The sequence below is a fragment of the Pseudomonas sp. Root569 genome, assembly GCF_001427465.1.
Lineage (GTDB): Bacteria > Pseudomonadota > Gammaproteobacteria > Pseudomonadales > Pseudomonadaceae > Aquipseudomonas > Aquipseudomonas synxantha.
Genome location: NZ_LMGQ01000027.1, coordinates 178,047 through 202,329, shown reverse-complemented (window position 1 = coordinate 202,329; position 24,283 = coordinate 178,047). Strand labels below are relative to the sequence as shown.

The following is a 24,283-nucleotide window of genomic DNA, read 5'->3' as shown; positions in this document are numbered from 1 at the left end:
TTTTAACGCACTCGACTGTAGCGAAATCGCTACACCCAAACACGCCAATGTTATAGCTATTTTCATCAAGTAACTGATTTATAAAGACTTAATAACCTTGGCCGCAATATTGCTAAGCAACTCCCCATTATTCCAATCCCGTCCACCAGACGATTCTGGCCCTGAGGAGTTTCCATGAGCGAGTTGCGTTTCACTGAAGATCACGAATGGCTGCGCGCCGAAGCCGATGGCAGCGTCACCGTGGGTATCACCGCTTTTGCGCAGAATGCGCTGGGTGATGTGGTTTTCGTGCAACTGCCGGAGTTGCAGGCTTACGACAAAGGCGCTGAAGCCTCCACCGTGGAATCGGTAAAAGCCGCCAGCGGCGTGTATATGCCGTTGAAGGGTGAAGTGCTGGAAGTGAACGAAAAGCTGAGTGACAGCCCGGAACTGGTCAACGAAGACCCGATGGGTGAAGGCTGGTTCTTCCGCTTTAAACCGACCGACGCCGAGGCAGTGGCTAAGCTGTTGGATCAGGATGCGTACGACCGCCTGATCAAAGCCAACGCAGAAGCCTGAGGAGCGCGCCATGACCGTTAATCTGACCACCGCCAACGAATTCATCGCCCGCCACATCGGCCCGCGCCAGGCAGATGAGCAGCAGATGCTCGCCACCCTGGGCTTTGACTCCCTCGAAGGCCTGAGCGCCAGCGTGATCCCGGAAAGCATCAAGGGCACCAGCGTGCTCGGCCTGGAAGACGGCTTGAGCGAAGCCGAGGCCCTGGCCAAAATCAAGGCCATCGCCGGCCAGAACCAACTGTTCAAGACCTACATCGGCCAGGGCTACTACAACTGCCACACGCCGTCGCCGATCCTGCGCAACCTGCTGGAAAACCCGGCCTGGTACACCGCCTACACCCCGTACCAGCCAGAGATTTCCCAAGGCCGCCTGGAAGCGCTGCTGAACTTCCAGACCCTGATCAGTGACCTCACCGGCCTGCCGATTGCCAACGCCTCATTGCTCGACGAAGCCACCGCCGCCGCCGAAGCCATGACCTTCTGCAAGCGCCTGAGCAAGAACAAGGGCAGCAACGCCTTCTTCGCCTCGGTGCACAGCCACCCGCAAACTCTCGACGTACTGCGCACCCGTGCCGAACCACTGGGCATCGACGTGGTGGTGGGCGATGAGCGCGAACTGACCGACGTCAGCCCGTTCTTCGGTGCCCTGCTGCAATACCCGGCCAGCAACGGCGATGTATTTGATTACCGCGAGCTGACCGAACGCTTCCACGCCGCCAACGCCCTGGTGGCCGTGGCCGCCGACCTGCTGGCCCTGACCCTGCTGACCCCACCGGGTGAGTTCGGTGCCGACGTCGCCATCGGCAGTGCGCAACGCTTCGGCGTGCCGCTGGGCTTTGGTGGCCCGCACGCGGCGTACTTCTCCACCAAGGATGCGTTCAAGCGTGATATGCCAGGGCGCCTGGTCGGTGTTTCCGTCGACCGCTTCGGCAAGCCGGCATTGCGCCTGGCCATGCAGACCCGCGAACAACATATCCGTCGCGAGAAAGCCACCAGCAACATCTGCACCGCCCAAGTGCTGCTCGCCAACATCGCCAGCATGTACGCCGTGTACCACGGTCCCAAGGGACTGACCCAGATCGCCCAGCGCATACACCAGTTGACCGCGATCCTGGCCAAGGGTTTGACCGCCCTGGGTCTTGAGGTCGAGCAGAAAAACTTCTTCGACACGATCACACTCAACACCGGCGCCAACACCAAAGCCCTGCATGACAAGGCTCACGCCCAGCGCATCAACCTGCGCGTAGTGGACGCCCAGCACGTTGGCCTGTCGGTCGACGAAACCACCACCCAGGCCGATATCCAGGCCTTGTGGGCGATCTTCGCCGACGGCAAGGCCCTGCCCGCCTTCGCGGCCACCGACAGCGCGCTGCCTGCCGCCTTGCTGCGCCAGTCACCAATCCTCAGCCACCCGGTATTCAACCGCTATCATTCGGAAACCGAACTGATGCGCTACCTGCGCAAGCTGGCCGACAAGGACCTGGCCCTAGACCGCACCATGATCCCGCTGGGCTCGTGCACCATGAAGCTCAACGCCGCCAGCGAAATGATCCCGGTGACCTGGGCCGAGTTCGGCGCCCTGCACCCGTTCGCCCCGGCTGAGCAAAGCGCCGGTTACCAGCAACTGACCACCGAACTGGAAGCCATGCTCTGCGCGGCCACCGGTTACGACGCGATCTCCCTGCAGCCAAACGCAGGCTCCCAAGGTGAATACGCAGGCCTCTTGGCTATCCGCGCCTATCACCAGAGCCGTGGCGAAGCACGTCGCGACATCTGCCTGATCCCGTCATCAGCCCACGGCACCAACCCGGCCACCGCCAACATGGCCGGCATGCGCGTGGTGGTGACCGCCTGCGATGCGCGTGGCAACGTCGATATCGAAGACCTGCGCGCCAAGGCCATCGAGCACCGCGAGCACCTCGCCGCACTGATGATCACCTACCCGTCCACCCACGGCGTGTTCGAGGAAGGCATCCGCGACATCTGCGCGATCATCCACGACAACGGCGGCCAGGTGTACATCGACGGCGCCAACATGAACGCCATGGTTGGCCTGTGCGCACCGGGCAAGTTCGGCGGCGACGTGTCCCACCTGAACCTGCACAAGACCTTCTGCATCCCCCACGGCGGTGGTGGCCCGGGTGTCGGCCCGATTGGCGTCAAGTCGCACCTCACGCCATTCCTGCCCGGCCACGCGGCCATGGAACGCAAGGAAGGCGCGGTGTGTGCCGCACCGTTCGGCAGCGCGAGCATTTTGCCGATCACCTGGATGTACATCAGCATGATGGGCGGCGCCGGCCTCAAGCGCGCCTCGCAGCTGGCGATCCTGAATGCCAACTACATTTCCCGTCGCCTGGAAGAGCACTACCCCGTGCTCTACACCGGCAGCAACGGCCTGGTGGCCCATGAATGCATCCTCGACCTGCGCCCCTTGAAAGACAGCAGCGGCATCAGCGTGGACGACGTGGCCAAGCGCCTGATCGATTTTGGTTTCCATGCGCCGACCATGTCGTTCCCGGTGGCTGGCACCTTGATGATCGAGCCGACCGAAAGTGAATCCAAGGAAGAACTGGACCGCTTCTGCGACGCCATGATCGCCATCCGCGAAGAGATCCGTGCGGTGGAAAACGGCACGTTGGACAAGGACGACAACCCGCTGAAAAACGCACCACACACCGCGGCTGAATTGGTGAGTGAGTGGACGCATCCATACACCCGCGAACAAGCGGTGTACCCGGTGCCGTCATTGATCGAAGGCAAATACTGGCCACCGGTTGGCCGGGTCGACAACGTGTTTGGCGATCGCAACCTCGTCTGCGCATGCCCCTCGATCGAGAGCTACGCATAACCTGAAGGTCAACTCGATCAAATGTGGGAGCGAGCAAGCCTGCTCCCACATTTTTGACAACATTATCGAGTGCTGGCGCCTACCAGCGCGCCAGCACGTTGTTCAGGAGCTGAATATGTCCACCGAAACCCTGTTGAAAACCCCATTGCACGCCCTGCACCTCGAACTGGGCGCGCGCATGGTGCCTTTCGCCGGCTACGACATGCCGGTGCAATACCCGCTGGGCGTGATGAAGGAACACCTGCACACCCGTGAACAGGCCGGCTTGTTCGACGTGTCCCACATGGGCCAGATCCGTCTGACCGGCGCCAATGCCGCCAAGGCCCTGGAAACCCTGGTACCGGTGGATATCATCGACCTGCCGGTGGGCATGCAGCGCTACGCGATGTTCACCAACGAGCAAGGCGGCATCCTCGACGACCTGATGGTCGCCAACCTAGGCAACGACGAACTGTTCCTGGTGGTCAACGCCGCCTGCAAGGACCAGGACCTGGCGCATCTGCGCAACCATATCGGCGACCAATGCACCATCGAGCCGCTGTTTGAAGAGCGTGCCCTGCTGGCCCTGCAGGGCCCGGCGGCGGTGAAGGTACTGGCGCGCCTGGCGCCGGAGGTCACTCAGATGACCTTCATGCAATTTGCCACCTTGCGTCTGCTGGGCGTCGACTGCTACGTCAGCCGCTCCGGCTACACCGGTGAAGACGGTTTTGAAATCTCCGTACCGGCGGCCAACGCAGAAAGCCTCGCCCGCAGCCTGCTGGCCGAAACCGAAGTACAGGCCATCGGCCTGGGCGCCCGCGACTCCCTGCGCCTGGAAGCCGGCCTGTGCCTCTATGGACATGACATGAACACCGACACTACGCCAATCGAAGCCAGCCTGTTGTGGGCGATCTCCAAGGCTCGTCGCGCTGACGGCGCACGCGCAGGTGGCTTCCCGGGTGCCGACCGGATTTTCACCCAGCAGCAAGCTGGCGTCAGCCGCAAGCGCGTAGGCTTATTGCCCCAGGAACGCACCCCGGTGCGTGAAGGTGCCGAGATCGTCGACGAACACGGCACCGTGATCGGCAGCGTGTGCAGCGGTGGCTTTGGCCCAACTCTGGGCGGCCCGCTCGCCATGGGTTACCTGGACAACGCCTTTACTGCACTGGATACCGAAGTCTCTGCACTGGTACGTGGGAAAAAGGTGCCATTACGTGTAAGTAAAATGCCATTCGTGCCACAGCGTTACTATCGCGGCTGAATAAATGTTTCAATAAGTAACGCGGCTGCGTTAACGCGCACTAAACTGTAACGCAGCCGCCATAAAACAGTGCATATCCGATAGTCTTTTCTATAGGAAATCTCCTATAACAAGTGAATAACTCTATCGAATAACTCATCACTCCTACGTTCAACAAAGTGTCATATGCCCGAGCAAAAACATGGCCTTTCGCAGGGCTTGTTTTTTTCATATTAGTTGGCGTAGAGTTCGTTCACTGTGTTTGCATGGGTCGCTTGGAACCTGGACCTGGGCAGTAGCTAAAAGTTTTGCTACAACCCGTTCGACGTCTCTTACTTTCCTGCAACCCAGCCCAGTACTCTTTCATGTGAAAGGGGCTGTCATTAATTTTAGCGTCAAAGGAAAGAAGAAAATGGCTGAACGTCAGAGCGGTCTCGTCAAGTGGTTCAATGACGAAAAAGGGTTTGGTTTTATCACTCCAGAAAGCGGCCCGGATCTGTTTGTGCATTTCCGCGCTATCCAGGGCAATGGCTTCAAGAGCCTGAAAGAAGGCCAAAAAGTGACCTTCGTAGCTGTACAAGGCCAGAAAGGCATGCAGGCTGACGAAGTACAAGCAGAGAACACCTGATCCTTCCTGCGACAAAAAGCCCCTGATATGACATCAGGGGCTTTTTTATGGGCGTTTGTCCGTAAAATGCTGCTTTTCCTTCTGAGAGCCCTGCCATGTCGAAGCACCTGCTAAGCCCCCAAGGCCAATTCCCCGCCGTTGGCCTGGGCCGTCGCCTGGCAGCGATGTTCTACGATTTCCTGTTGTGCACGGCGCTGCTGATCGTCACTGCATTTGTCTACAAGCTGGTGTGGATCGCCTTTGTGGGCGAAGCGAAAATGCGCACCCTCACCGAGTCCGGCGCCCTGGACGGTGATCCGTTGCTGTCGACAATCCTGTTGTTTGTGCTGTTTGGATTCTTCGCCAAGTTCTGGACCCATTCCGGGCAAACCCTGGGCATGCAGGTGTGGGGCGTGCGTGTACAAAATGCCGACGGTTCGCGGATCAGCCTATGGCAGGCGTTGTTGCGTTTTGTGGTGTCGATTGCGTCGTGGTTATGCGTGGGGCTGGGGTTTGTCTGGTCGTTGTTCGATAAACACAAACGCAGCTGGCATGACATCTATTCGGATACGCAGCTGGTGCGGATCCCCAAGCAAAAGAAGTAATCGCACAATAGCGTAGATCCAAATGTGGGAGGGGGCTTGCTCCCGATGGCGGTGTGACAGTCACCAGATATCTTGACTGATCCACCGCTATCAAGAGCAAGCCCCCTCCCACATTTGGAAAGTGTTCACACCTGGGCTATGCGTTACCTGCCAGCTTGAGGCGTGCAGCCTGGGTGAAGTCGAGCATGCGCTTGAGCGGTCGCACCGCCTGTGGAATCACCGACGGCTCGACGAAAATCTCATTACTGCCCTCTCGTAGACACTGCAACGTGCGCTCCAGCGTATTCATCGCCATCCACGGGCAGTGCGCGCAACTGCGACATGCCGCGCCGTTACCCGCAGTCGGCGCCTCGATGAAGACTTTGTCCGGGCACAGCTGCTGCATCTTGTAGAAAATGCCGCGATCAGTTGCCACGATAAAGATCTTGTTCGGCAGGCGCTGCGCCGCAGCAATCAGTTGGCTCGTCGAGCCTACGGCATCCGCCAACTCGATCACCGAGGTCGGCGATTCCGGGTGCACCAGGATCGCCGCGTCCGGGTACAACGCCTTCATGTCCTCCAACTGCTTGGACTTGAACTCTTCATGGACGATGCAGGCACCGTCCCACAGCAGCATGTCGGCACCGGTCTGGCGCTGGATGTAGGTGCCCAGGTGTTTGTCCGGGCCCCAGATAATGGTCTCGCCGTTGTCCATCAGGCTTTCGACGATTTCCAGCGCGCAGCTGGAGGTCACGACCCAATCGGCACGGGCTTTGACCGCCGCCGAGGTGTTGGCATACACCACCACGGTGCGCTCCGGATGCTGGTCGCAGAACGCTGAAAACTCATCCACCGGGCAACCAAGGTCCAGGGAGCAAGTGGCTTCCAGGGTCGGCATGAGGATGCGTTTTTCAGGGGTGAGAATTTTGGCGGTCTCGCCCATGAACCGCACACCGGCCACCAGCACGGTCTTGGCCGGATGGGCGGCGCCAAATCGCGCCATTTCCAGGGAGTCGGAAACACAGCCACCGGTTTCTTCGGCCAGGGCCTGGATCACCGGGTCGCAATAGAAGTGGGCAACCAGCACCGCATCCTGAGCCTTGAGCTCGGCGGCGATGGCGGCGCGCAGGCTCGCCTCTTGCGCGGCGCTGAGCACCTTGGGCTGCTTGGCGTCGAGGTGGGCTTGAACCAGTAGGCGTTCGGAAATGTGCGTCATGTTCGCAAGACCTGCAGGCGCAGTAGCGCGAAAGTCGAGTGTACCACCGGCTCTGGAGCCCTTCGGGCGCCGCCGGACGAAGTGTTTGTGTTCATCAAGCACGGGTAAAGATGAAGCCGCGCAAGGCTACAGAATATCGAATGGATTCAAAAGCCTAATCTGGTATGCCGGTACGCGGCTGTTGGGCGCACCGCCGCCTGCCATAAACACAATGATTAAGCGCAATAACTGCAACAATCCAAAAAACCTCCACCCCCTCCATCGCCACCAACCCCCTTGAAACACTGAAACCTCAGGTTACCACTCGCCCATTACGCACTATTTTTGTGCGTTTTTTCCCTAAATAACGTGGTATTCCTCACGTTTTGTGCAATAAATCCCCCACTCATGTAACGAACCGTTTAATGATGACTCCAGTGTGGCAACTCCCCTGAGTTAACGGTTTGGCTCAGGAGGCATAGATCGTGTGTATTTCTACGTTAAGGATGTCGAGTGCCAATTCAGCCCACAACCGGACACTGGTGTCGTATTCAAAAGTGGGGCATCACCCTGCTCTGCCTGTGCGCGCTGCCTGCGGCTGCCGCCGATGCGCCGCAGCCAGGCCAGGAAGCCCTTCGCTTGCAGCAGCAACAGCAGCGCGACCTGCAGCAGTTACAACTGGAGCAGCGCCAGCGCCAGATGCAGCGCGGCCGTTTCGGTACACCGCCGAGCACACCGACCGCGCCCAAAGACATCGCCCAGGATGAACGCTGCTGGCCCCTGCGCGGTACACGCCTGGCCGGGGTCACATTGTTCAGCCGCACCGAGCTGGACAACCACATTGAGCCCTACGTTGCCCCCTGCATGGGCGTCACCCAGATCAACCGCCTGCTGGCCGAGATCACGCGGCTGTATGTCGAGGCCGGCTATATCGCCAGCCGCCCCTACTTGATCAGTGCGCCGAGCGCCGGGCACCCACTGGATATTCACGTCGAGGAAGGTTATCTCGAAGCCATCGAACTAGCCGACCAGAGCCTGCCCGTGTCGTTAGGCGCAGCGTTTCCCGGGATGCTCGGCAAGCCGCTGAACCTGCGCGACCTGGAACAGGGCCTGGACCAGCTCAACCGCCTGCGCTCGGTCGACCTCACCGCCGATATCGCCCCTGGCAGCCAGGCGGGCGCCTCGCGCATCATCCTGCGCTCGCGCAGCAGTGCCTCGCGCTGGGCCCTGGGGCTTGGGTTGGATAACCTCGGCAGCGCCGGCACCGGGCGTGATCGCAATGCCCTCAGCCTGAGCCTGGACAGCCCGCTGCAATTGGGCGATTCGCTCAACCTGAGTTTCAGCGACACGCTCAACCATGGGCCACGCTACAGCCGCAGCCACAGCCTGTTCTACTCAATCCCCTATGGCTACTGGACCTACAGCCTGTTCGCCAGCCATGCCGAATACCGCTCGCCGTTCAAACTCAGCCGCACGACGCTCTACAACAGCGGCCGCACCGATCAGGTCAGCCTGCGCAGCGACCGGGTGCTGTGGCGCGACCAGGGTCATCAACTGAGCGCCAACCTGCAACTGGCCTACAAGGACGTCGACAGCTACCTGCAGAAAGCCCACCTGGACATCCAGAGCCCGACGCTGACGGTGGCCGAGGCCGGCCTGAACCTGTTCTGGCTCAACAGCGCGGTGTGGAACCTGGACGTCAATTACGCCCAGGGCCTGACTTGGTTCGGCGCCGATCGCGATGCCGATCAGGTGCAGAAAAACCGGCCAAAGGCCCAGTTCCACAAGTACCGCGCCAACCTCAGCCAATGGCGCAATGGCCAATGGTCGGCGCAACCCTGGCAGTGGCAGAGCCAGCTGTCGTTGCAATACAGCCCGGACGCGCTGCCTGCCATCGAACAACTGCTGGTCACCGACGACTCGGCCGTGCGCGGCTACCGCGACAACAGCAGCTCCGGCGCGATTGGCGCGGTGTGGCGCAACACTTTGCGCCTGCCGCTGAACAGCGATTTGCCGGTGAAGATCACCCCGCGCCTGGGCCTCGACAACGGCTGGGTCAAGCGCGAACACGGTGCCCAAAGCCAACGCCTGAGCGGCGCCAGCGCGGGGCTCAACCTGAGCTGGAAAAACGTGCAGCTCGACTTCGATTACCAACGCAACCTCAACACCCCAACAGGTTTTCGCCAGGAGCCGGAGGTCTGGCTGACACGCCTGAGCCTACAGATTTGAGCCATGAGCTGTTTTTTAGCCTGAGTCAACCGCCGTACCTGATCACCCCAATAGCGTTGCAACGAACAACGCACGTCGTGGATCAGCCAACACAGAGCGAGATCATTTATGCCGACTACTTCCCACAGCTTTCACCTTTCGCCCCAGGGCAAACTGCGCTGGGCCATTGCCAGCCTGTTCCTGCTGCCCCAGCTTGTGCTCGCCGCGGGCGTGACCGTGGTCGAAGGCCCTGGCGGCACGCCGCAACTGCAAAACCAGGGCGGCGTGCCCATCGTCAATATCGTTGCGCCGAATGCCGGCGGCCTGTCTCATAACCAGTTTCTGGATTATAACGTCGACCGCCAGGGCCTGGTGCTGAACAATGCCTTGCAGGCCGACGTGTCCAAGCTCGCCGGGCAACTGGCGGCCAACCCGCAGTTCCACGGCCAGGCGGCGAGCGTGATCCTCAACGAAGTGATCAGTCGCAATGCCTCGGCCCTCAACGGCGCCCAGGAGATTTTCGGCCAGGCCGCCGATTATGTGCTGGCCAACCCCAACGGCATTTCTGTGAATGGCGGCAGTTTCATCAACACCCCGAATGCCAACCTGGTGGTCGGCCGCCCTGAACTCGACAACGGCAAACTGCAAGCCTTGAGCACCCGGGATGCCACCGGCCAACTGACGGTGCAAGGCCAGGGCCTGCACAACCGCGAAGGCTCCATCAACCTGATCGCGCCACGTATCGACAGCGACGGCAGCATCAGTGCCCATGATCAATTGAACCTCACGGTCGGGCGCAATCAGGTCGACTTCGCCAGCGGGCAAGTCAGCCACGTGGACCCGGCCAGCAAGACCCAGGACCAGCGCATCGACGCACGCCTGTTCGGGGCGATGCTGGCCGGGCGCATCAATATCATCAGCACTGCCGAAGGAGCCGGAGTGCGCGTGGGCGGCGTGCAGGTGGACGGCCGTGACGGCGTGAAAATCAGCTCGGCCGGCGACCTCGTTATCAGCGGCCAGGTTCACGCCAACAGCCTCGACGCCGCCCGCGCCGGTGTGCAGAGCCGCCAGGGCGATGTCGACTTGCACAGTGCCAGGGACTTGAACCTGGCGGCCACCGACATCAGCGGGCGTAACGTCAAGCTTGCTGCCAGCCGCAACCTGACCCTCAGCAGCCTGGAAAGCCGCAAGCTCCAGGAAAAGCGTGAACAGTGGGACAACAGCAACTTCCTGTTCACCTACGAAACCTATGACCGCACCACCACCGACAAGGACTCGCGCCAGCACGGCAACAAGGTTGTCGCGCAACAAGATGCCGCGCTGTCGTCCGGCACCAAGACCGAGATCAAAGCCAGTCACGTGGAAGCGGGCAACGCCTTGCGCGTCAACAGCGGCGCCGACTTGCAGGTGAACGCCGCCACCGAAACCCATGAAACCCGCGACCAGGGCAACCATCGCAAGCACCTGTGGAAAGCCAACTGGGACAAATCCAGCAGCGAACAACGCAGCATCACCAGCAGCCTCAAGGCAGGCAACACGCTGGAGCTGACCAGCAAGCAAAAACTGCAATTGCAAGGCGCCGAACTGCAAACCCCAGGCGATATCCAGTTGGCTGGCCGCCAAGTGGAAATTGCCAGCGCCAGCCGTACCCAGAGCAGCAGCGACAACGCCTACTCCGGTGACCTGACAGGTGGCAGCTTCTTCGGCAAGAATGGCGACGGCAATCAGGGCAAGACCTTGAACATTGCCAGCAAGGTCAACGCCGATGGCAAGCTGATCGTCAAGGCCGACGCCGTACGTATCAGCGGCAGCCAGGCCCGTGGCGGCAAGCAGGCCAGTGTCATCAGCGACAAGGGCTCGCTGGTGATCGACGGCGTACAGGACAGCTCCCACGACAACCGCTACAGCAACGACAGCAAATTCTTCGGCATCTCCAAGGATGAAAGCCGCAAGAACCTCAAGGACAGCACCGTTGTCGCCAGCAACCTGCGCTCGGACAGCAACCTCAAGCTGCAAAGCGCCAAGGACATCACCGTCAGCGGCTCGCAGGTGTCTGCCGCCGGCGAACTGCAGGCGGATGCCAAAGGCGATATCAAGGTGGTTGCGGCTGAAAATACCCGCCACGACACCACCAGCACGCACACCCGTGGCTTCGATGGCTACGCCAAGGAAACCGCCGACGGCAGCCGTCAGTATCGTGCGGGGGTGAGCTATGAAGACCAGCAGCAAACCCGCAAGACCGACACCACCCGGCAACAGGCGTCCAGCCTTGAAGGCGACAGTGTGGCAGTCAGCGCTGGCGGCGATGTGAGCATCAAGGGTTCCAACGTCAAGGCGACCCAGGGTGATGCAAGCCTGAGCGGTAAAAACGTCGAGCTGTTGGCAGCTGACGACAGCCGCACCCAAGCCGTCGACAAGACCACCACCGGCGGTAGCTTCTACTACACCGGCGGCCTTGATCGGGCTGGCAGTGGTGCGCAATTCAGCCACCAGAGCAGCGAGGACACCAGCAGCAAAACTACCGCGCACACCAGCACCGTGGCAGCAGCCAGCAAGCTGACCATCAACGCCGGCAACACCCTCACCAGCCAGGGCGCACAGGTAAAGGCTGGCTCCGAGTTGCTGGTCAATGCAGGCCAGATCGACAACCAGGCAGCCCATTCCACCGAGACCAGCACCCATAAGCAAAACGGCTGGACCGCCGATGTCGGCGCCAACGTGGAGTACAAAGGCATCACCCGCCCGATCGAAAAAGCCGTCGAAGGCGTGGCCCAGGTCAAATTTCATCAGCCCGGTTTGCTGGACGCGTTTGAGCAGCCGAATGTCGGCCTGGACGTTGAAGTCGGACATACCAACAAAACCCGCACACAGCAGGACAGCACGGCGGTGGTCAGCCAGTTCAGTGGCGCCACGGTGCAGGTCGATACCGCTGGGAAACTGCAGGATACAGGCACTCAATATCGGGCCACCGATGGCGGGCTGACGATCAAGGCCGGCGAACATGTCGCCACGGCAGCGGCCAATACCCACGACAGCGGCGAGCAAGGCGTTGACGCCAAGGCGGGCGTGCGGATCTACACCACCACCGGTGAAGACCTGAATCTGCGCGGCAGCGGTTTGGGTGGCAGTAGCGATGTGCGTGAAACCAGCAGCACGGCGGTGGTCGGCAGCTATGCCGGCACCCAGGGGGTGAGCATCGAGGCCAAGGGAGATGCACGCTATGAAGGCAGCAAGTTCAACGGCGGCCAGGCAGGCGTCAACCTCAAGACCGGCGGTGAGTTGGCGCTCAACCAGGCCAACGACACCCAGAGCAAAAACAGCAGCACCTTGCGCGGCAACGGTTCATTGACCGTGGGCACCGCGCCGGGCGCCAATGGCAACAACGTCAACCTCGGTGCCGGTGTGCAACTGGACAACAAACGCCTGGACACCCAGGACAGCCAGGCCCGCGTCGCGTCGGTCCAGGGCAGCGGGCCGATCCAGCTCAGCAGCGGCGGCGACATGACCCTGCAAGGCACGCAGATCGGCACCGCTACCGCCAAGACCGGCGATATCAGCCTCAATGCCGGGGGCAAGCTCGACCTGCAAGCCGCCACCAACAGCCACATCAGCAAAGGCAGCAACCTGGGCGGCGGCCTGACTGCCGGCGCCGGCAAGACCAGCACTGCCGAAAGCAGCAGCAAGACCGGCAGCCTCAGTGCCAATTTCAACATCGGTAAGGTGGCGGAAAATGACCAGGGCATCGTCGTCGGGCAGTTGCACAGCAACGGCAAGGTCAGCCTCGCCAGTGGTGCCGAGGCGGCTGATGCCCTGCACTTGCAGGGTGCTCAGATCAACGCGGCCAGAGTCGACCTCGTCGCGCAGAACGGCGGCATCCTGCAAGAGTCTGCACAGTCAACCCAGGCCCATGACAACTGGGGCGTGACCCTGGGCGCGGGTGGCAGCGTTGCCAAGACCACCTTGGCCGATGCCGGTGAGCACGCCACACCCAAGACCCAGCGCGGCATCAATGCGCGAGCCAAGGTCGACGTGGATCACCTGCAAAGCACCACCCAGCACGACAGCCTGATCAAGGCCGACAACGTGGTCATCAACAGTGCCGGCGACACCCACCTGGCCGGGGCACGCATCGAAGCCGACCAGGTGAACGGCAAGGTAGGTGGCGATCTCATCGTCGAAAGTCGCAAGGACCAGGTCAACAGCACCCAGGTGAATGTCGATGCCAGGCTGGATGTGGAAAAAAACCAGCCCGGCGTGGTGGATAAACTCGCCACTGCCACCGGACCGCTCAAGGACAAAGTGCAAGCCAAGGCCGAAGGTGCGTTCGACAAGCATCGCGACAAACTGGAGAACGTTGTAGACAAAAGCACCGGGCACCTGGCTTCGGCCAAGGACAAAGTGGTCAACGGCGTCGTCAACGTCAAGGAACGCCTGGAGGAAAAATTCACCCGCAGCGGCAGCTACGACGTGAACCCCGAGCCCCGTGGCGCTTTCGGCACCCGTGTGGACAAGGCCAAGGCTTACCTGGCGGACAAGAAGGAGGCCCTGGGCACACGCCTGTCGGGCTTCAAGGATAAGGTCTGGCCGAAAAACAGCGACAGCTACGTCGTCAGCGGCAAGAACACCACCGGCAGCTCGGTAGCCAATACCGCCGAAAGCGTGTTGTTCGGTGACAAGAGTGGCAACACCAACTACACCCCGACCCTGTATCTGGACGTCAGCCATGTGGTCAAGGACAGCGTCACCCAGGCGTCAGGCATTCACGCAAGCCAGGGCGTCAATCTGCAGGTGAGCGGTGATACGCACCTCACGGGTGCGCGGATCGGCGCCGAGCATGGCAAGGTCGAGCTGGGCGGTTCCAAAGTCACCGCTACGGCATTGGCCGGCAGCGACTACCGTGCTGATGTCGGCCTGAACGTCTCGAAATCACCGGTCAACCTCGCACTGGGGGCCAAGGATGAATTGACTCAGAAGCAGGACGACGCCACGCGCAAGGATCAAGCCTTCAACCTGGGACCACTGCGAGCGGGTGGGCACAGTGAAAGCCAGGCCTTGCAGGCGGGGATTGATCAAGGCATCAACTAAAAGGTTAAGCACCCGATTTACTAAACGAAACAGATCCAAATGTGGAGGGGGCTTGCTCCCGATTGCAGTGTGTCAGTCAGCTTATCTGTATCTGACCCACCGCTATCGGGAGCAAGCCCCCTCCCACATTTGTAGACCTAATTCCTGGCTTGTTGCCGCAAGGCAAGGGCCGCCACACCACATAGCACCAACGCTATACAGGACACGTAGAACGCATCGCTGTAAGCCATCAGGTACGCCTCCCGCCGCACGGTATGGATCAGCCCCTCAAGAACCTGCTGTTGAGCGGGTAACAGTTGATTGAAGATGAAACCCTCGCTGTCGGCCATGCTGACGCGCAAACGCTCCTGCAAGGACGGCGAAAACAAGGTGATCGACTCCCCTACCCGCTCGGAGTGAAAGCGCTCGCGCATGGCGACGATCTGCGTCAACCCCGCAGTACCTACAGCCCCACCCAGGTTACGCAGCATGGAGAACAAGGCAGAGGCAGAACCAGCTTCCTCCTTGGCCAGGCCGGATACCGCCAGCACCGACAGCGCCACCATGATCAGCGGTTGTCCGATACCGCGCACCACCGTGGAAGGAATGATCACGTTGGCAGCGCTATCCACATCCAGATGCGCCCCCAGATAACACCCCAGCGCCATGATGAAAAAGCCGCTGGCGACCATCAGTTTCGGGTTGAGCCACTTCATCAGGCGTGGCATGAACGGCGCCAGCACCAGTTGCACCATGCCGTAGGCGATCAGGCTGATGCCGATTTCCCGGGCGTTGTAGCCCTGCAACTGGGACAGGTAGTTGGGCACCAGGAACACCAGGCCGAAGGTCGCTCCGCCGAAAATGAACATCGCCGCACTGGCCACCCCGAAGTTATAGCTCTTGAGCAGGCGCAGGTTGATGAAGGAGCGACTGCCATACAGCTGCGACAGCACGAAGTACACCAGGGCAACGCCTGCGACCAGTGACATCCACACAATGAAATCGGAGCCGAACCAATCCTTGCGCCCGCCTTCTTCCAGCACGATCTGCAAGCCACCCAGGCCGACGATCATGGCGATGATGCCGCCCCAGTCGCCGCGTTTGAGCAGGCTCAACTGCATGGGCTTGGCGTCGATGGACCACGCCACCGCCAGCAGCAAGAGAATACCCGGGGCCAGTTGCAGGTAGAAAATCCAGCGCCAGGAATAAGCATCCGTCAGCCAGCCACCGATGGACGGCCCGGCGGCCTGGGCAACGCTGTTGGACAGGGCGAACAAGGCCATGCCCATGGCAATCTTGCTTGGCGGCAGCTCGGTGATGATCAACTGGAATGACAAGGGGATAAGTACCGCGCCGGCCGCACCCTGGATCACCCGAATGATGATCATCACTTCCAGGTTGGGCGCCCAGGAGCAGGCAATGGACGCCACCAGGAATACAAACGAACCCACCAGCATCACCCGGCGCAGGGAGAACACCTGCACCAGCCAGGCGGTCAGCGGGATCATCACGATCTCCGCGACCAAATAGGCGGTGGAGATCCACGAGCCCTCCTCGAACGTCGCCCCCAGGGAGCCTTCGATTTCCGGCAATGCGGCGCTGGTCACGTGCACGTTCATGCCGGCCATGAAACAGCCGAACAGCCCACCGATCACCGCCACCCAGGCGCGAAAGGACACGCTCTTTTCAGCGGCTTCAGTCATGTGCAACGCCCTGGTTGGCTGGCCGGGTATCGACCGTAGTGATCACCGACATGCCTGGCAGGATAGGCCCGCCCTGATCATGCTCATCGATGACAATCTTCACCGGGAAGCGCTGCACGATCTTGGTGAAGTTGCCGGTGGCGTTATCCGACGGCAACAGTGCGAACACCGCCCCCGAACCTGGCGAAAAACTCACCACGTGGCCCTTGAGCTTGCGTCCTGAATAGCTGTCGATGCTGATGTCGACGGGTTGGCCGGCGCGCATGTCGCGCAATTGGGTTTCCTTGTAGTTGGCCACCACGTAGGCCTGCTGCAAGGGCACCACCGCCAGCAGCGGCAAGCCTGGCGCGACGTACTGGCGGGTGCGCACTTTGCGCTGCCCTACCACGCCGTCGATGGGCGAGCGGATCAAGGTGTCTTCCTGCGCATGGGTCGCCAGGTTCAACTGCGCCTGGGCTTGGCTGCGTCGGGCTATCTGTTGTTGGAGCGAGGCTTGGGCCAATTGGCGGCGACTGATGGCAACGGTCAGCCGGGTTTCCTGTTGACGTTGCATGGCCTTGGCAATTTCCACCGCGGCGCTGGCCTGGGTGTAGCTGGCGGCCGCCGTTTCCAGGCGCTGGGTACTGGCGGCGTGGTCGCGCACCAACCCTTCGTAGCGACGCTGGTCGAGGCGTGCGCGGTGCAACTCGGCCGCCACGCTGCGGGCGTGGGCCTGAGCCTGGGCAACGCCGGCCTGTTGCTGGGCGATCAGGCTGTCGGTGACGTTGAGGTTGGCCTGTTGCGCCGCCACCGAGGCTTGGGTTTCGGCCAGTTGTGCACGGGCCTGTTCCAAACGTGCCTGGTAGTCATGGTCCTCGATGCGCACCAGCACATCCCCGGCCTTGACGGGCTGGTCGTCCGCAACCAACACCTCGGCCACATACCCGGAGACCTTGGGGCTGATGGGAATCCAGTCGGCACGCACATAGGCATCATCGGTCTGTTCCAGATACCGGCCGACCGTCATCCAGTACACGCCGAACACCACCGCTGCGATCAACAGCGCCGCGCCGCCCAGCAGGATCAGGTGCCGTTTGCGACGTTGCTTGCGCGTATGCGCCGATTCATCCTGGACAGCAGTTTTTTCATCAACGGCGATATTCATGGTTGGGTACCGGAAAAAGTGGTGTAAGCGTGGGTGGGAGCTGAAGGTTGCCAACCACCGCCGAGCGCCCGAAACAGGCTGATCTGGCGTTGCAGCAACTGGCCATCGGCGTCGGCGCGAGTGGCCTGTAGGCGGATCAGTTCACGCTCGCTGTCCAGCACGTCCAGGAAATCGATAGACCCGGCGTCGTAGTTGAATTGGGCCAACCTGTAAGCGTGGCGGCTGCTGTCCAGTGCCTGGCTCAAGGCCGCGTGGCGCTGGCGCTCGCCGTCATACAAGGCCAGGGCCTGGCGCACCTCCTTGAGGGCCTTGAGTACGCTGGCCTCGAATTGCGCCACCTCCACCTGCTCAAGCGCCCGCGCCTGGTTGACCCGTGCGCGGTTGGCGCGCCAATTGGGGAACTGCCAGGTGATCAGCGGGCCGATGCCGAACATCACCGCGCTGCTGTCGCCCAGCTCATGGGGCCTGTTGGCCGATGAAGACACCGAGGCGCCGAAGGTAACCTTCGGGTACAGGTCGGCCTGGACGATATCCACTTGCAGCGTGGCCGCCTGCAACGCTCGCTCGGCCTGACGGATATCGGGGCGGCGCGCCAATAATTGCCAGCCATCGCCCACCGGCAGTTCGGCATTGAGTTGTGGCACCACTTCACAGCTCGCAGCGCCAGCGCTTTGTTCCAGATCAGCCACGCCGGTCAGCATCGCCAGCTCGTACAGCGCCGCTTGCCGACGCGCCTCAAGCATCGGCAGCAAGGCCTGGGTTTCGCCCTGCAGGGCTTGCATGCGCGTGTATTCAAGGTCCGTCACCACACCGGCCTGGCGCTGGCGATCGATCAACGCCAGGCTGCGCCCGACCACGTCCAACGAATGACGCTGGACCTTGGCACGTGCACCGAGGGCGCAGGCATTCACATAGGCGCGGGTGGTTTGCGCCACGACGGTAATGCGCAACAAGTCTTCGGCGTCCTGCGCCGCCGCGGCTTGCACCTGGGCCCGCTCGATACTGCGCTGGACCTTGCCCCAGACGTCCACTTGATAAGCCAGTTCAAAGCCCGGGTTGAACGCCCACTCTGACGGCGCATGACTATCGGTGGCCTTGGCCAGGGTCTGGTCATCGGCCGTCTTGCCGTACTCGGCGCCCACTGACGCCTGGGTGGCCGGCCAGCGCTCGGCATCGGCCTGCATGATCCCGGCCAGCATCGCTTGCACATGGGCCTGGGCCGCCGCCAGGTCGCGGTTGTGCAGCAATGCCTGCAGCACCAGCCCATCGAGCTGCGGGTCGTTGTACAACTGCCACCAGCGCTCGGGTAACGCCTGGGCCGATACGCCTTGTGGCAAGTGGCTCAGGGCATTGATGCGCTGCGGATGTGGCTGTGCGGGCGCATGGGCAACCCAGGACGAACACCCCGCCGACAACACCAGCGCAATGCCAAGCAGCGCAAGACGGCCATGCCGTGGGGGGAAAGAAGGCGAACCCATCGAAGAAATCCAGAAGGCCAAGTAGAGACCCAGGGTAAGAGCGCAACGAGGTACGAATCTCCCGAGTTCCGGACAACCATCGTTTTGATTGGGACAAGGTGCGGGGTGGCTTGGCAGTACTTAGTCCAAATGTGGGAGGGGGCTTGCCCTCGATGAGGGAGTATCAGTTAGCAAATCTGTAACTGACCCACCGCCATCGGGGGCAAGCCCCCTCCCACATTTGAACCGAGGGTGACAGGGAAGCCTGTCGCCGAGTCAAATCACACCAATCGACAGTTACGCGGGGTGTAACCCATGGTGCGCTTGAACATCGCAGTAAACGCACTCGGGCTCTGATAACCATGCTCCAGCGCCACTTCCAGGATCGACACGCCACAGGCCAGGCGCTGCATGCTGAGCAACAACCGCGTGCGCTTGCGCCATTCGCCATAACTCATGCCCAACTCTTTCTGGAACAGCCGCGCCAAGGTACGCGAACTCATATTGAGCTGCAGCGCCCAACTCTCCAGTGTCGACTCCTGGGAAGGGTTGTCGATAAAGCCCGCACACAGCGACTTGAGCCTCGGCTCATCCGGAATCGGCACATGCGCCAGCACCCGTTGTGCCCGGTCGAGCTCCGAGAAAATCAACTCGACAATTTGCGCATGGCGCAACAACGCCGGCTCACTGTCGACTTCATCGCCCGCAGCGACAATCAGCTCGCGCAACAGCGGCGAAACCCTGATGACCTCGCAATCCGCCGTCAAGCCACGATGCGCCCCCGGCGAGATCAACAAGGTGCGCATACGCACCTCACCGGTCATGCGGATCTGATGCTCCCTCCCTGAAGGCACCCACAATGCATGCCCGGAAGGCACCACCCAGGCCGTCGCCTCCACCGACACCAGCATCACGCCGTTGATGGCATAGACGAGCTGGCCCTCGTCATGCCGATGGGGCGCCACGATGTGGCCGTGTTCATAGTTAGCGGCGAGCGCGGCTAATGGGGTAGGCGCGTTCATTTCAGCAGGCCATCGCGGCGTTTGCTCGTCTTGAGAGAAGCGAGCTATGTCGGCAATTGCAGGAAGAGGCTGTGAGCATCATATCGTTTCTCCTTTTTAGGGCAGACCGCCAGGAGCCTCCGGCGCGTCTTGAGTGCAGAAACAACCCGCACATCAGAAAAATGCACAAATGCATATTTTCGCCTTGAAAATTTCACTGTATGGATACACAGTACCAACAGGCCTCATCTTATGCCGATTCATCGCTAGCGACGAGCAGCGCGGCGAGGCCGAGCCAGAGGGGTAATTCCCAACAATTGACCGAAATATATATCGATAAGGATATCGACTCATGACTATCGTTCTTCCACCCATCGTCGTCACTGCCACAGAGCCCGGTTACCCGGCAAATCCTGGAGGCCTGCCGTTTCCCGCGCCGAACCCGGCAGTTGTGTTCCAAGGGCAGATGCTGGAACGCTTTGCTTATTATCGCCAGGGGTTGTGGCGCGAGATGCTAATCAAAATCGCCAACGAACAGGTCACCTGGGGAATGACAGGTGGGCCAGCGCCAGGGATCGTCCATGATTTGCAATCGGTGCCGTTTGCAGATAGCTACCTTTACTTTAATCCGGGCCTGACTTCTGGCCATGGTTTGAATTACGCCCAGCAATATTTCCAATCAGGTGGCGTAACCTCCTCTCCAGGCCTCTCGGGCGGCGACCTGACTCCGGTCGCAGCCGTTGGGCACTTCCTTTACGGCAAAGGTACTCCAACCGAAACCTCAATCAACCTATTCGGGCTGAACTCACCGAGTATCTCAAGCGCTGTGTTCAATGATGTTCTAGCCTCAGCGCCAATTGGAACGTCGCCGATTTCCATTGGCAACATTCCTTTTACGCCAGATGCCACGTCCTGGCAGCTTGCAACGTGGATAGACAATCTTTCCCTGACCTTGCAAGGCACCCTCAATAAGGCTCAGGACGGTAGTTATCAATTTAACGGCTCCGTATCCGCCGCCAACCACACCTACGATTCGATGCCTGCCGGTTTCAAAGCAGCCATCGGCGAAGCGGCTGCAAATACGCTTCAAAGCGTATTTGACGCTCATGGCGCTATGCCCTTTGAGGTCGTGATCAAAGGCGAAACCGCAGTTACCGTTACCAAAGAGCTCACACCCGATGAAAAGGCTGCCTATACAGACGCTGTCAGCTTCGTATCGACCGCCAATGAACAAATGCTTCAAAAATATGGTGCCAACTTGAGCAAAGTTGCCCAAGACATGCAAGCTGAGATCTCTGGCAAGAAAATCAGAAGTTATGCAGAAGCAATGGCGACCTTTGAGAAAATCAGCGCTAACCCCGCTATGAAACTGAATGCGTTGGACACCCAAGCAGTGGTCGATGCGCTGAATGCACTGGATAAGGCGAGCTTTGCGGATAACATCACCCGTTTGGGCAAAGCATTCGGTGTGGTCGGTAAAGTCGTACAAGCAGAAGCCATCCGCGAGAAAACCGTCTCCGGTTTTCAAACCGGCGACTGGAAGCCTCTGATGCTTGAACTTGAAGCGATGGCAGTCGGCACAGGTGCTGGAATTTTGCTCGCCACCAGCATGGCGTTCTTCTTTCCTGTTTTTGCGTCGGCTGCCGCTGGAGTCGTCGTGGTGGCCTTGATGATGGCAGCCACCGCTGCGTATTTTGATGCAGCCAAAGTCGATGAGATCAACAACCTGATTCTTAACTAAAACAAAGGATCCGGGCGAGCCGAGTCTCGTCCGGACCCAGCGTGTTAGCATTAAAAATCGTACAACAGGATTTCCGAGCAATGAACAAGTCAATCAAACAGTGCATACCTCTGCCCTATTTATTCATTGCAATGACCATGGCACCTATATTTTTCATAGCTTTTTTATTTCCTGCAAAGGCCACATCCGCGCCCTATACAAATATTGAAAGCTTCATAAACACCTACCTGCTCGGCGTGGTAGGGTTTTGGTCGTCTAACTTCCCTTTCAGCTCCACAGTCATAACAAACTACATTGGCTTGCTCGGACCGATATTTGCGGTGATCTTTTTCTTGAAGGTCCGCAAGGGGATGATCATCGATGCTGATCAATATGCAAACATGACCATCAGCAAATATCTGTTCGGCTTGATAGTTTTATCGAGCTTTATCTATATGATCGTGTCCGTGAGCTATTTTTACCCGCATGATCTGGCGGCTCACAACTTGAAATGGCGATTGTTTGGCACACACATATTCACATATGCAACATTCTCTTCGGGCGTGCTATTTATCATTTACTTTATTACCTTGATTTCATACTTCTCTTTATTATACATACCGAGACTTTTAATAAAAAAGAATAAACAGCACTAGCTTCACGCCATATAGCAAGATGACGGATAAAAGGATATTTAGTCCCGAAACAGGTGTAAGCCTATTTCGGATTGGAGACCATATCCCCTTCTCCCACTGCCACACCAATACTAGTGCCCTTTGCTGTCTTTACGGCTTTTCAGCCCCAGCAACCGCCCCCACCATCCAGACTCGGCACTTGAATTAGGTGTTGGTATCACTTTCTCATTGGGATGTAGCAAATCACCCGGATAGTGCTCGTGCCCAATGCAATCGCTGTCCTCAAGCCCAAATACTTTCACGGCGGCGACCGCCTCAAAACACCAGCGGCCGAAGTAGCTTCCCATCTCAAGTGGGTGCATTACCGGATCACCATAAATGTACCACCACGGTTGCTGTTTACCGCGCCGGTTCAGCTCTGGATACCAATGCTCCACGAACGCCAGCAGTAGAGTTGCTTGCTGCGCCTGTTGCGCATCAATTGCCTTGAGCAGTCTCGCATATGGCTTGGCGTGTAGCAGCTTCTCCCCAATTTCCCACTCTGGTTGGCGGTACGCAATGATCCGATCCAGCAGAATGTCCTGCCCCCCATCACCTATTAACGCAACCAATCGAAGCCACTGCTCATCGGGAATTTCCAGAGCAAGCGCTAGCCCCACCAACCAGAAACAATAGATGTAATGGTTTAAATCGGTCAGTTCGAAGGTCCAGTCTCGGCAAGTCTTAAGATCATTTTCAGCGCATATTTTGTCGGACTCTCGGTTGGAAATTTCCCATGCATCCAGGACGCCGGGGAAGAATGTTGCAATCGTCGTAATATTTCCACCACTCGAGTAGCACCGTATAGCCGCGCGCAAATTATCTTTGGCAAAGTCGAACGTAAATTGCGCTCTATATACGGGATTAGCCGAAGGCTCCGACAGAATCTTGCCGGCACGCTCAATCCATTGCAGATCTTTTGCCTCATGATCATCCCAATACTGCTTATTTCCCCAAGGTGCACGAATCATGGAAAAACTCCATTCAACGCCGCCTTTTTACAGGCGGCGCCTTTATTTACAAGGCAAACCCGGACAGTGTCCGGTGATTACCTAAGGGTTGATCAACTGCCCAACAGTCCACTGGTGTCCGCGTCGAAGCGCTTGCGGGCCTGATCAGCCGCCGGTTTGAGCTGCATGAGCAGCGCCGCCTCACTGTACAACTGAGTGACCGCCAGTTCCTTGGGGGTCGGCTCAATCGGGATCAGCACATCTTCGCTGTCTGCGTGCAGCCAGATTGCCACAACGTGCAATGCCGAGATGAACAGCACTCGCAGCTCAACGGTTTTACCTTGCAATTGCGCGGACTGTTCCGCCATTTTCAGCGCATCCACCGTCGCCGCAGCCAGGGGCCCATGGTTGAGCGAAGCGAACTCGACATGCCCGCCTAGGTCGGCCAATTGCGCATCCGCAATCGTCACACCATCGGCAAACACCAAGTAATGCCAATCGCCGACCTCAGCGTCTTTCAGGCCTTTACCGTGAGTCAAATCCTCGAGGGTGAGCGAGTACCCACGATAGGCCTCGCTCAGCCTGATGTTGCCCGGTGCGGCGGCCGCGAATGAGTGATTACGTCCCAGGCCCTGGGTTTGCAGCGCGGCTTGCAACGCCGGACGCAGTGTCTGTACGCCGTTTGAGGGCGCCTTTGGATAAATCAGTTGCATGATGCTGCCCTCCTCAGTTTTTTACGGTGAAGTAAGTGTTGGTCCAATTGCCGCCGCCGTTGTACGAACCGGGGAACGCGTTCAACGCACGGGTCGAGTAACCGTAGATCGAATCTGCGATCAACAGGTAGTTGCCGTTGGTTCCATAGATCACCAAAAAGTGCGCACCGCCACCGTACCAGGCACAACGCAAACCGATGGGGCGGCCCCTGTTAATCTGGTTCTGGATGGCCGACATCTGCAACGAGCCTTGATTCATGCCGTTGTAGCTGCGCGTGGTTCGTAAGGCGGAATCCAGATAGCCGTAGACGTTGCACGGTCCAGGTTGGTTGCAGCAGTTGCGGTCAAGCTCGCTGCTGGCTACACCGCACTGGGTCCAGGACCCGGTGCCATAGTAGTTGCCGACCGAGGCAGAGAGCGCCGCCCAGCACCAATTGCTCTGGGTTTGTCTCTGCATGCTGAAATTGAGACTGGCGGCAGCCATTGCTTGGGGCTGTGCAGCCGCTTTGACTTCGACCAGTTGCGGATCGAGCAGATGGCCGACCAGGCAATTGGGCGGTGTGTCGCCGGTGAGTCGGGTTGTTTCAGTGGATAACATTTTTCAATCCTCCATGAATGAATACCAGCGTCCTGCTGGT

The 24,283-nt window shown here is 59.5% G+C and carries 17 protein-coding genes; 9 read left to right on the top strand and 8 right to left on the bottom strand.

All coding sequences use genetic code 11. The features are described 5' to 3' along the window. The first annotated feature begins 174 nt into the window (after positions 1-174). The 5 genes from gcvH (at position 175) to ASD70_RS24410 (ending at position 5,837) form a co-directional block, all read left to right on the top strand. On the top strand, positions 175-558 hold the full coding sequence (gcvH, locus tag ASD70_RS24430) for a glycine cleavage system protein GcvH (protein ID WP_046069295.1): 384 nt from the start codon (positions 175-177) through the stop codon (positions 556-558). 10 nt (positions 559-568) lie between these two features. Continuing rightward, positions 569-3,406 carry an aminomethyl-transferring glycine dehydrogenase gene (gcvP, locus tag ASD70_RS24425; RefSeq protein WP_056847633.1) on the top strand — a complete coding sequence of 946 codons (2,838 nt, stop codon included), beginning with the start codon at positions 569-571 and terminating at the stop codon, positions 3,404-3,406. Positions 3,407-3,521: 115 nt separating this feature from the next. Beyond that, positions 3,522-4,646: a glycine cleavage system aminomethyltransferase GcvT gene (gcvT, locus tag ASD70_RS24420; RefSeq protein ID WP_056847632.1), complete on the top strand. Its 1,125-nt coding sequence runs from the start codon at positions 3,522-3,524 to the stop codon at positions 4,644-4,646. 391 nt (positions 4,647-5,037) lie between these two features. Then, positions 5,038-5,253 (top strand): cold-shock protein, encoded by a 216-nt coding sequence (locus ASD70_RS24415; RefSeq protein WP_056847631.1) that lies wholly within the window; start codon positions 5,038-5,040, stop codon positions 5,251-5,253. Positions 5,254-5,348: 95 nt separating this feature from the next. Further along, positions 5,349-5,837 carry an RDD family protein gene (locus ASD70_RS24410; RefSeq protein ID WP_046069299.1) on the top strand — a complete coding sequence of 163 codons (489 nt, stop codon included), beginning with the start codon at positions 5,349-5,351 and terminating at the stop codon, positions 5,835-5,837. Positions 5,838-5,973: 136 nt separating this feature from the next. Here the strand turns inward: ASD70_RS24410 and nadA are convergent, their stop codons facing one another. Beyond that, a complete protein-coding gene (gene nadA, locus ASD70_RS24405; RefSeq protein ID WP_056847630.1) occupies positions 5,974-7,032 on the bottom strand; it encodes a quinolinate synthase NadA in 1,059 nt (352 codons plus the stop codon). Positions 7,033-7,524: 492 nt separating this feature from the next. Between nadA and ASD70_RS24400 the strand changes: the two genes are divergently transcribed. Beyond that, positions 7,525-9,240 carry a ShlB/FhaC/HecB family hemolysin secretion/activation protein gene (locus tag ASD70_RS24400; protein WP_056847629.1) on the top strand — a complete coding sequence of 572 codons (1,716 nt, stop codon included), beginning with the start codon at positions 7,525-7,527 and terminating at the stop codon, positions 9,238-9,240. Positions 9,241-9,348: 108 nt separating this feature from the next. Beyond that, positions 9,349-14,304 (top strand): hemagglutinin repeat-containing protein, encoded by a 4,956-nt coding sequence (locus ASD70_RS24395; RefSeq protein ID WP_056847628.1) that lies wholly within the window; start codon positions 9,349-9,351, stop codon positions 14,302-14,304. Positions 14,305-14,441: 137 nt separating this feature from the next. Here the strand turns inward: ASD70_RS24395 and ASD70_RS24390 are convergent, their stop codons facing one another. The 4 genes from ASD70_RS24390 to ASD70_RS24375 all read right to left on the bottom strand — a co-directional run bounded on the left by ASD70_RS24390 (position 14,442) and on the right by ASD70_RS24375 (position 19,609). Continuing rightward, the gene (locus ASD70_RS24390) at positions 14,442-15,986 is read right to left on the bottom strand and encodes an MDR family MFS transporter (RefSeq protein WP_056847627.1); all 1,545 of its coding nucleotides are present in this window, start codon (positions 15,984-15,986) and stop codon (positions 14,442-14,444) included. After that, positions 15,979-17,130, bottom strand: coding sequence for an HlyD family secretion protein (locus ASD70_RS24385; RefSeq protein WP_056847626.1), 1,152 nt, complete (start codon positions 17,128-17,130; stop codon positions 15,979-15,981). Before ASD70_RS24385 ends, ASD70_RS24390 begins: the two co-directional genes overlap by 8 nt. Then, positions 17,127-18,608 (bottom strand): efflux transporter outer membrane subunit, encoded by a 1,482-nt coding sequence (locus ASD70_RS24380; RefSeq protein WP_046069305.1) that lies wholly within the window; start codon positions 18,606-18,608, stop codon positions 17,127-17,129. The genes ASD70_RS24385 and ASD70_RS24380 overlap by 4 nt, the downstream gene beginning before the upstream one ends. 260 nt (positions 18,609-18,868) lie before the next feature. Continuing rightward, positions 18,869-19,609 carry an AraC family transcriptional regulator gene (locus tag ASD70_RS24375; protein ID WP_056847625.1) on the bottom strand — a complete coding sequence of 247 codons (741 nt, stop codon included), beginning with the start codon at positions 19,607-19,609 and terminating at the stop codon, positions 18,869-18,871. Positions 19,610-19,940: 331 nt separating this feature from the next. Between ASD70_RS24375 and ASD70_RS24370 the strand changes: the two genes are divergently transcribed. Both ASD70_RS24370 and ASD70_RS24365 read left to right on the top strand, forming a co-directional pair. Further along, a complete protein-coding gene (locus ASD70_RS24370) occupies positions 19,941-21,329 on the top strand; it encodes a lipid II-degrading bacteriocin (protein ID WP_056847624.1) in 1,389 nt (462 codons plus the stop codon). An 80-nt stretch (positions 21,330-21,409) separates the two neighbouring features. Continuing rightward, positions 21,410-21,964, top strand: coding sequence for a hypothetical protein (locus ASD70_RS24365; RefSeq protein ID WP_056847623.1), 555 nt, complete (start codon positions 21,410-21,412; stop codon positions 21,962-21,964). Positions 21,965-22,074: 110 nt separating this feature from the next. Here ASD70_RS24365 and ASD70_RS24360 read toward each other — a convergent pair whose 3' ends face one another. The 3 genes from ASD70_RS24360 to ASD70_RS24350 form a co-directional block, all read right to left on the bottom strand. Continuing rightward, positions 22,075-22,953: a PoNe immunity protein domain-containing protein gene (locus tag ASD70_RS24360; protein WP_056847622.1), complete on the bottom strand. Its 879-nt coding sequence runs from the start codon at positions 22,951-22,953 to the stop codon at positions 22,075-22,077. Positions 22,954-23,045: 92 nt separating this feature from the next. Continuing rightward, entirely contained in the window at positions 23,046-23,645 is a 600-nt protein-coding gene (locus ASD70_RS24355; RefSeq protein WP_056847621.1) for a hypothetical protein, read from the bottom strand. Positions 23,646-23,658: 13 nt separating this feature from the next. Beyond that, on the bottom strand, positions 23,659-24,243 hold the full coding sequence (locus ASD70_RS24350; protein ID WP_005790869.1) for a papain-like cysteine protease family protein: 585 nt from the start codon (positions 24,241-24,243) through the stop codon (positions 23,659-23,661). Positions 24,244-24,283: the final 40 nt, after the last annotated feature.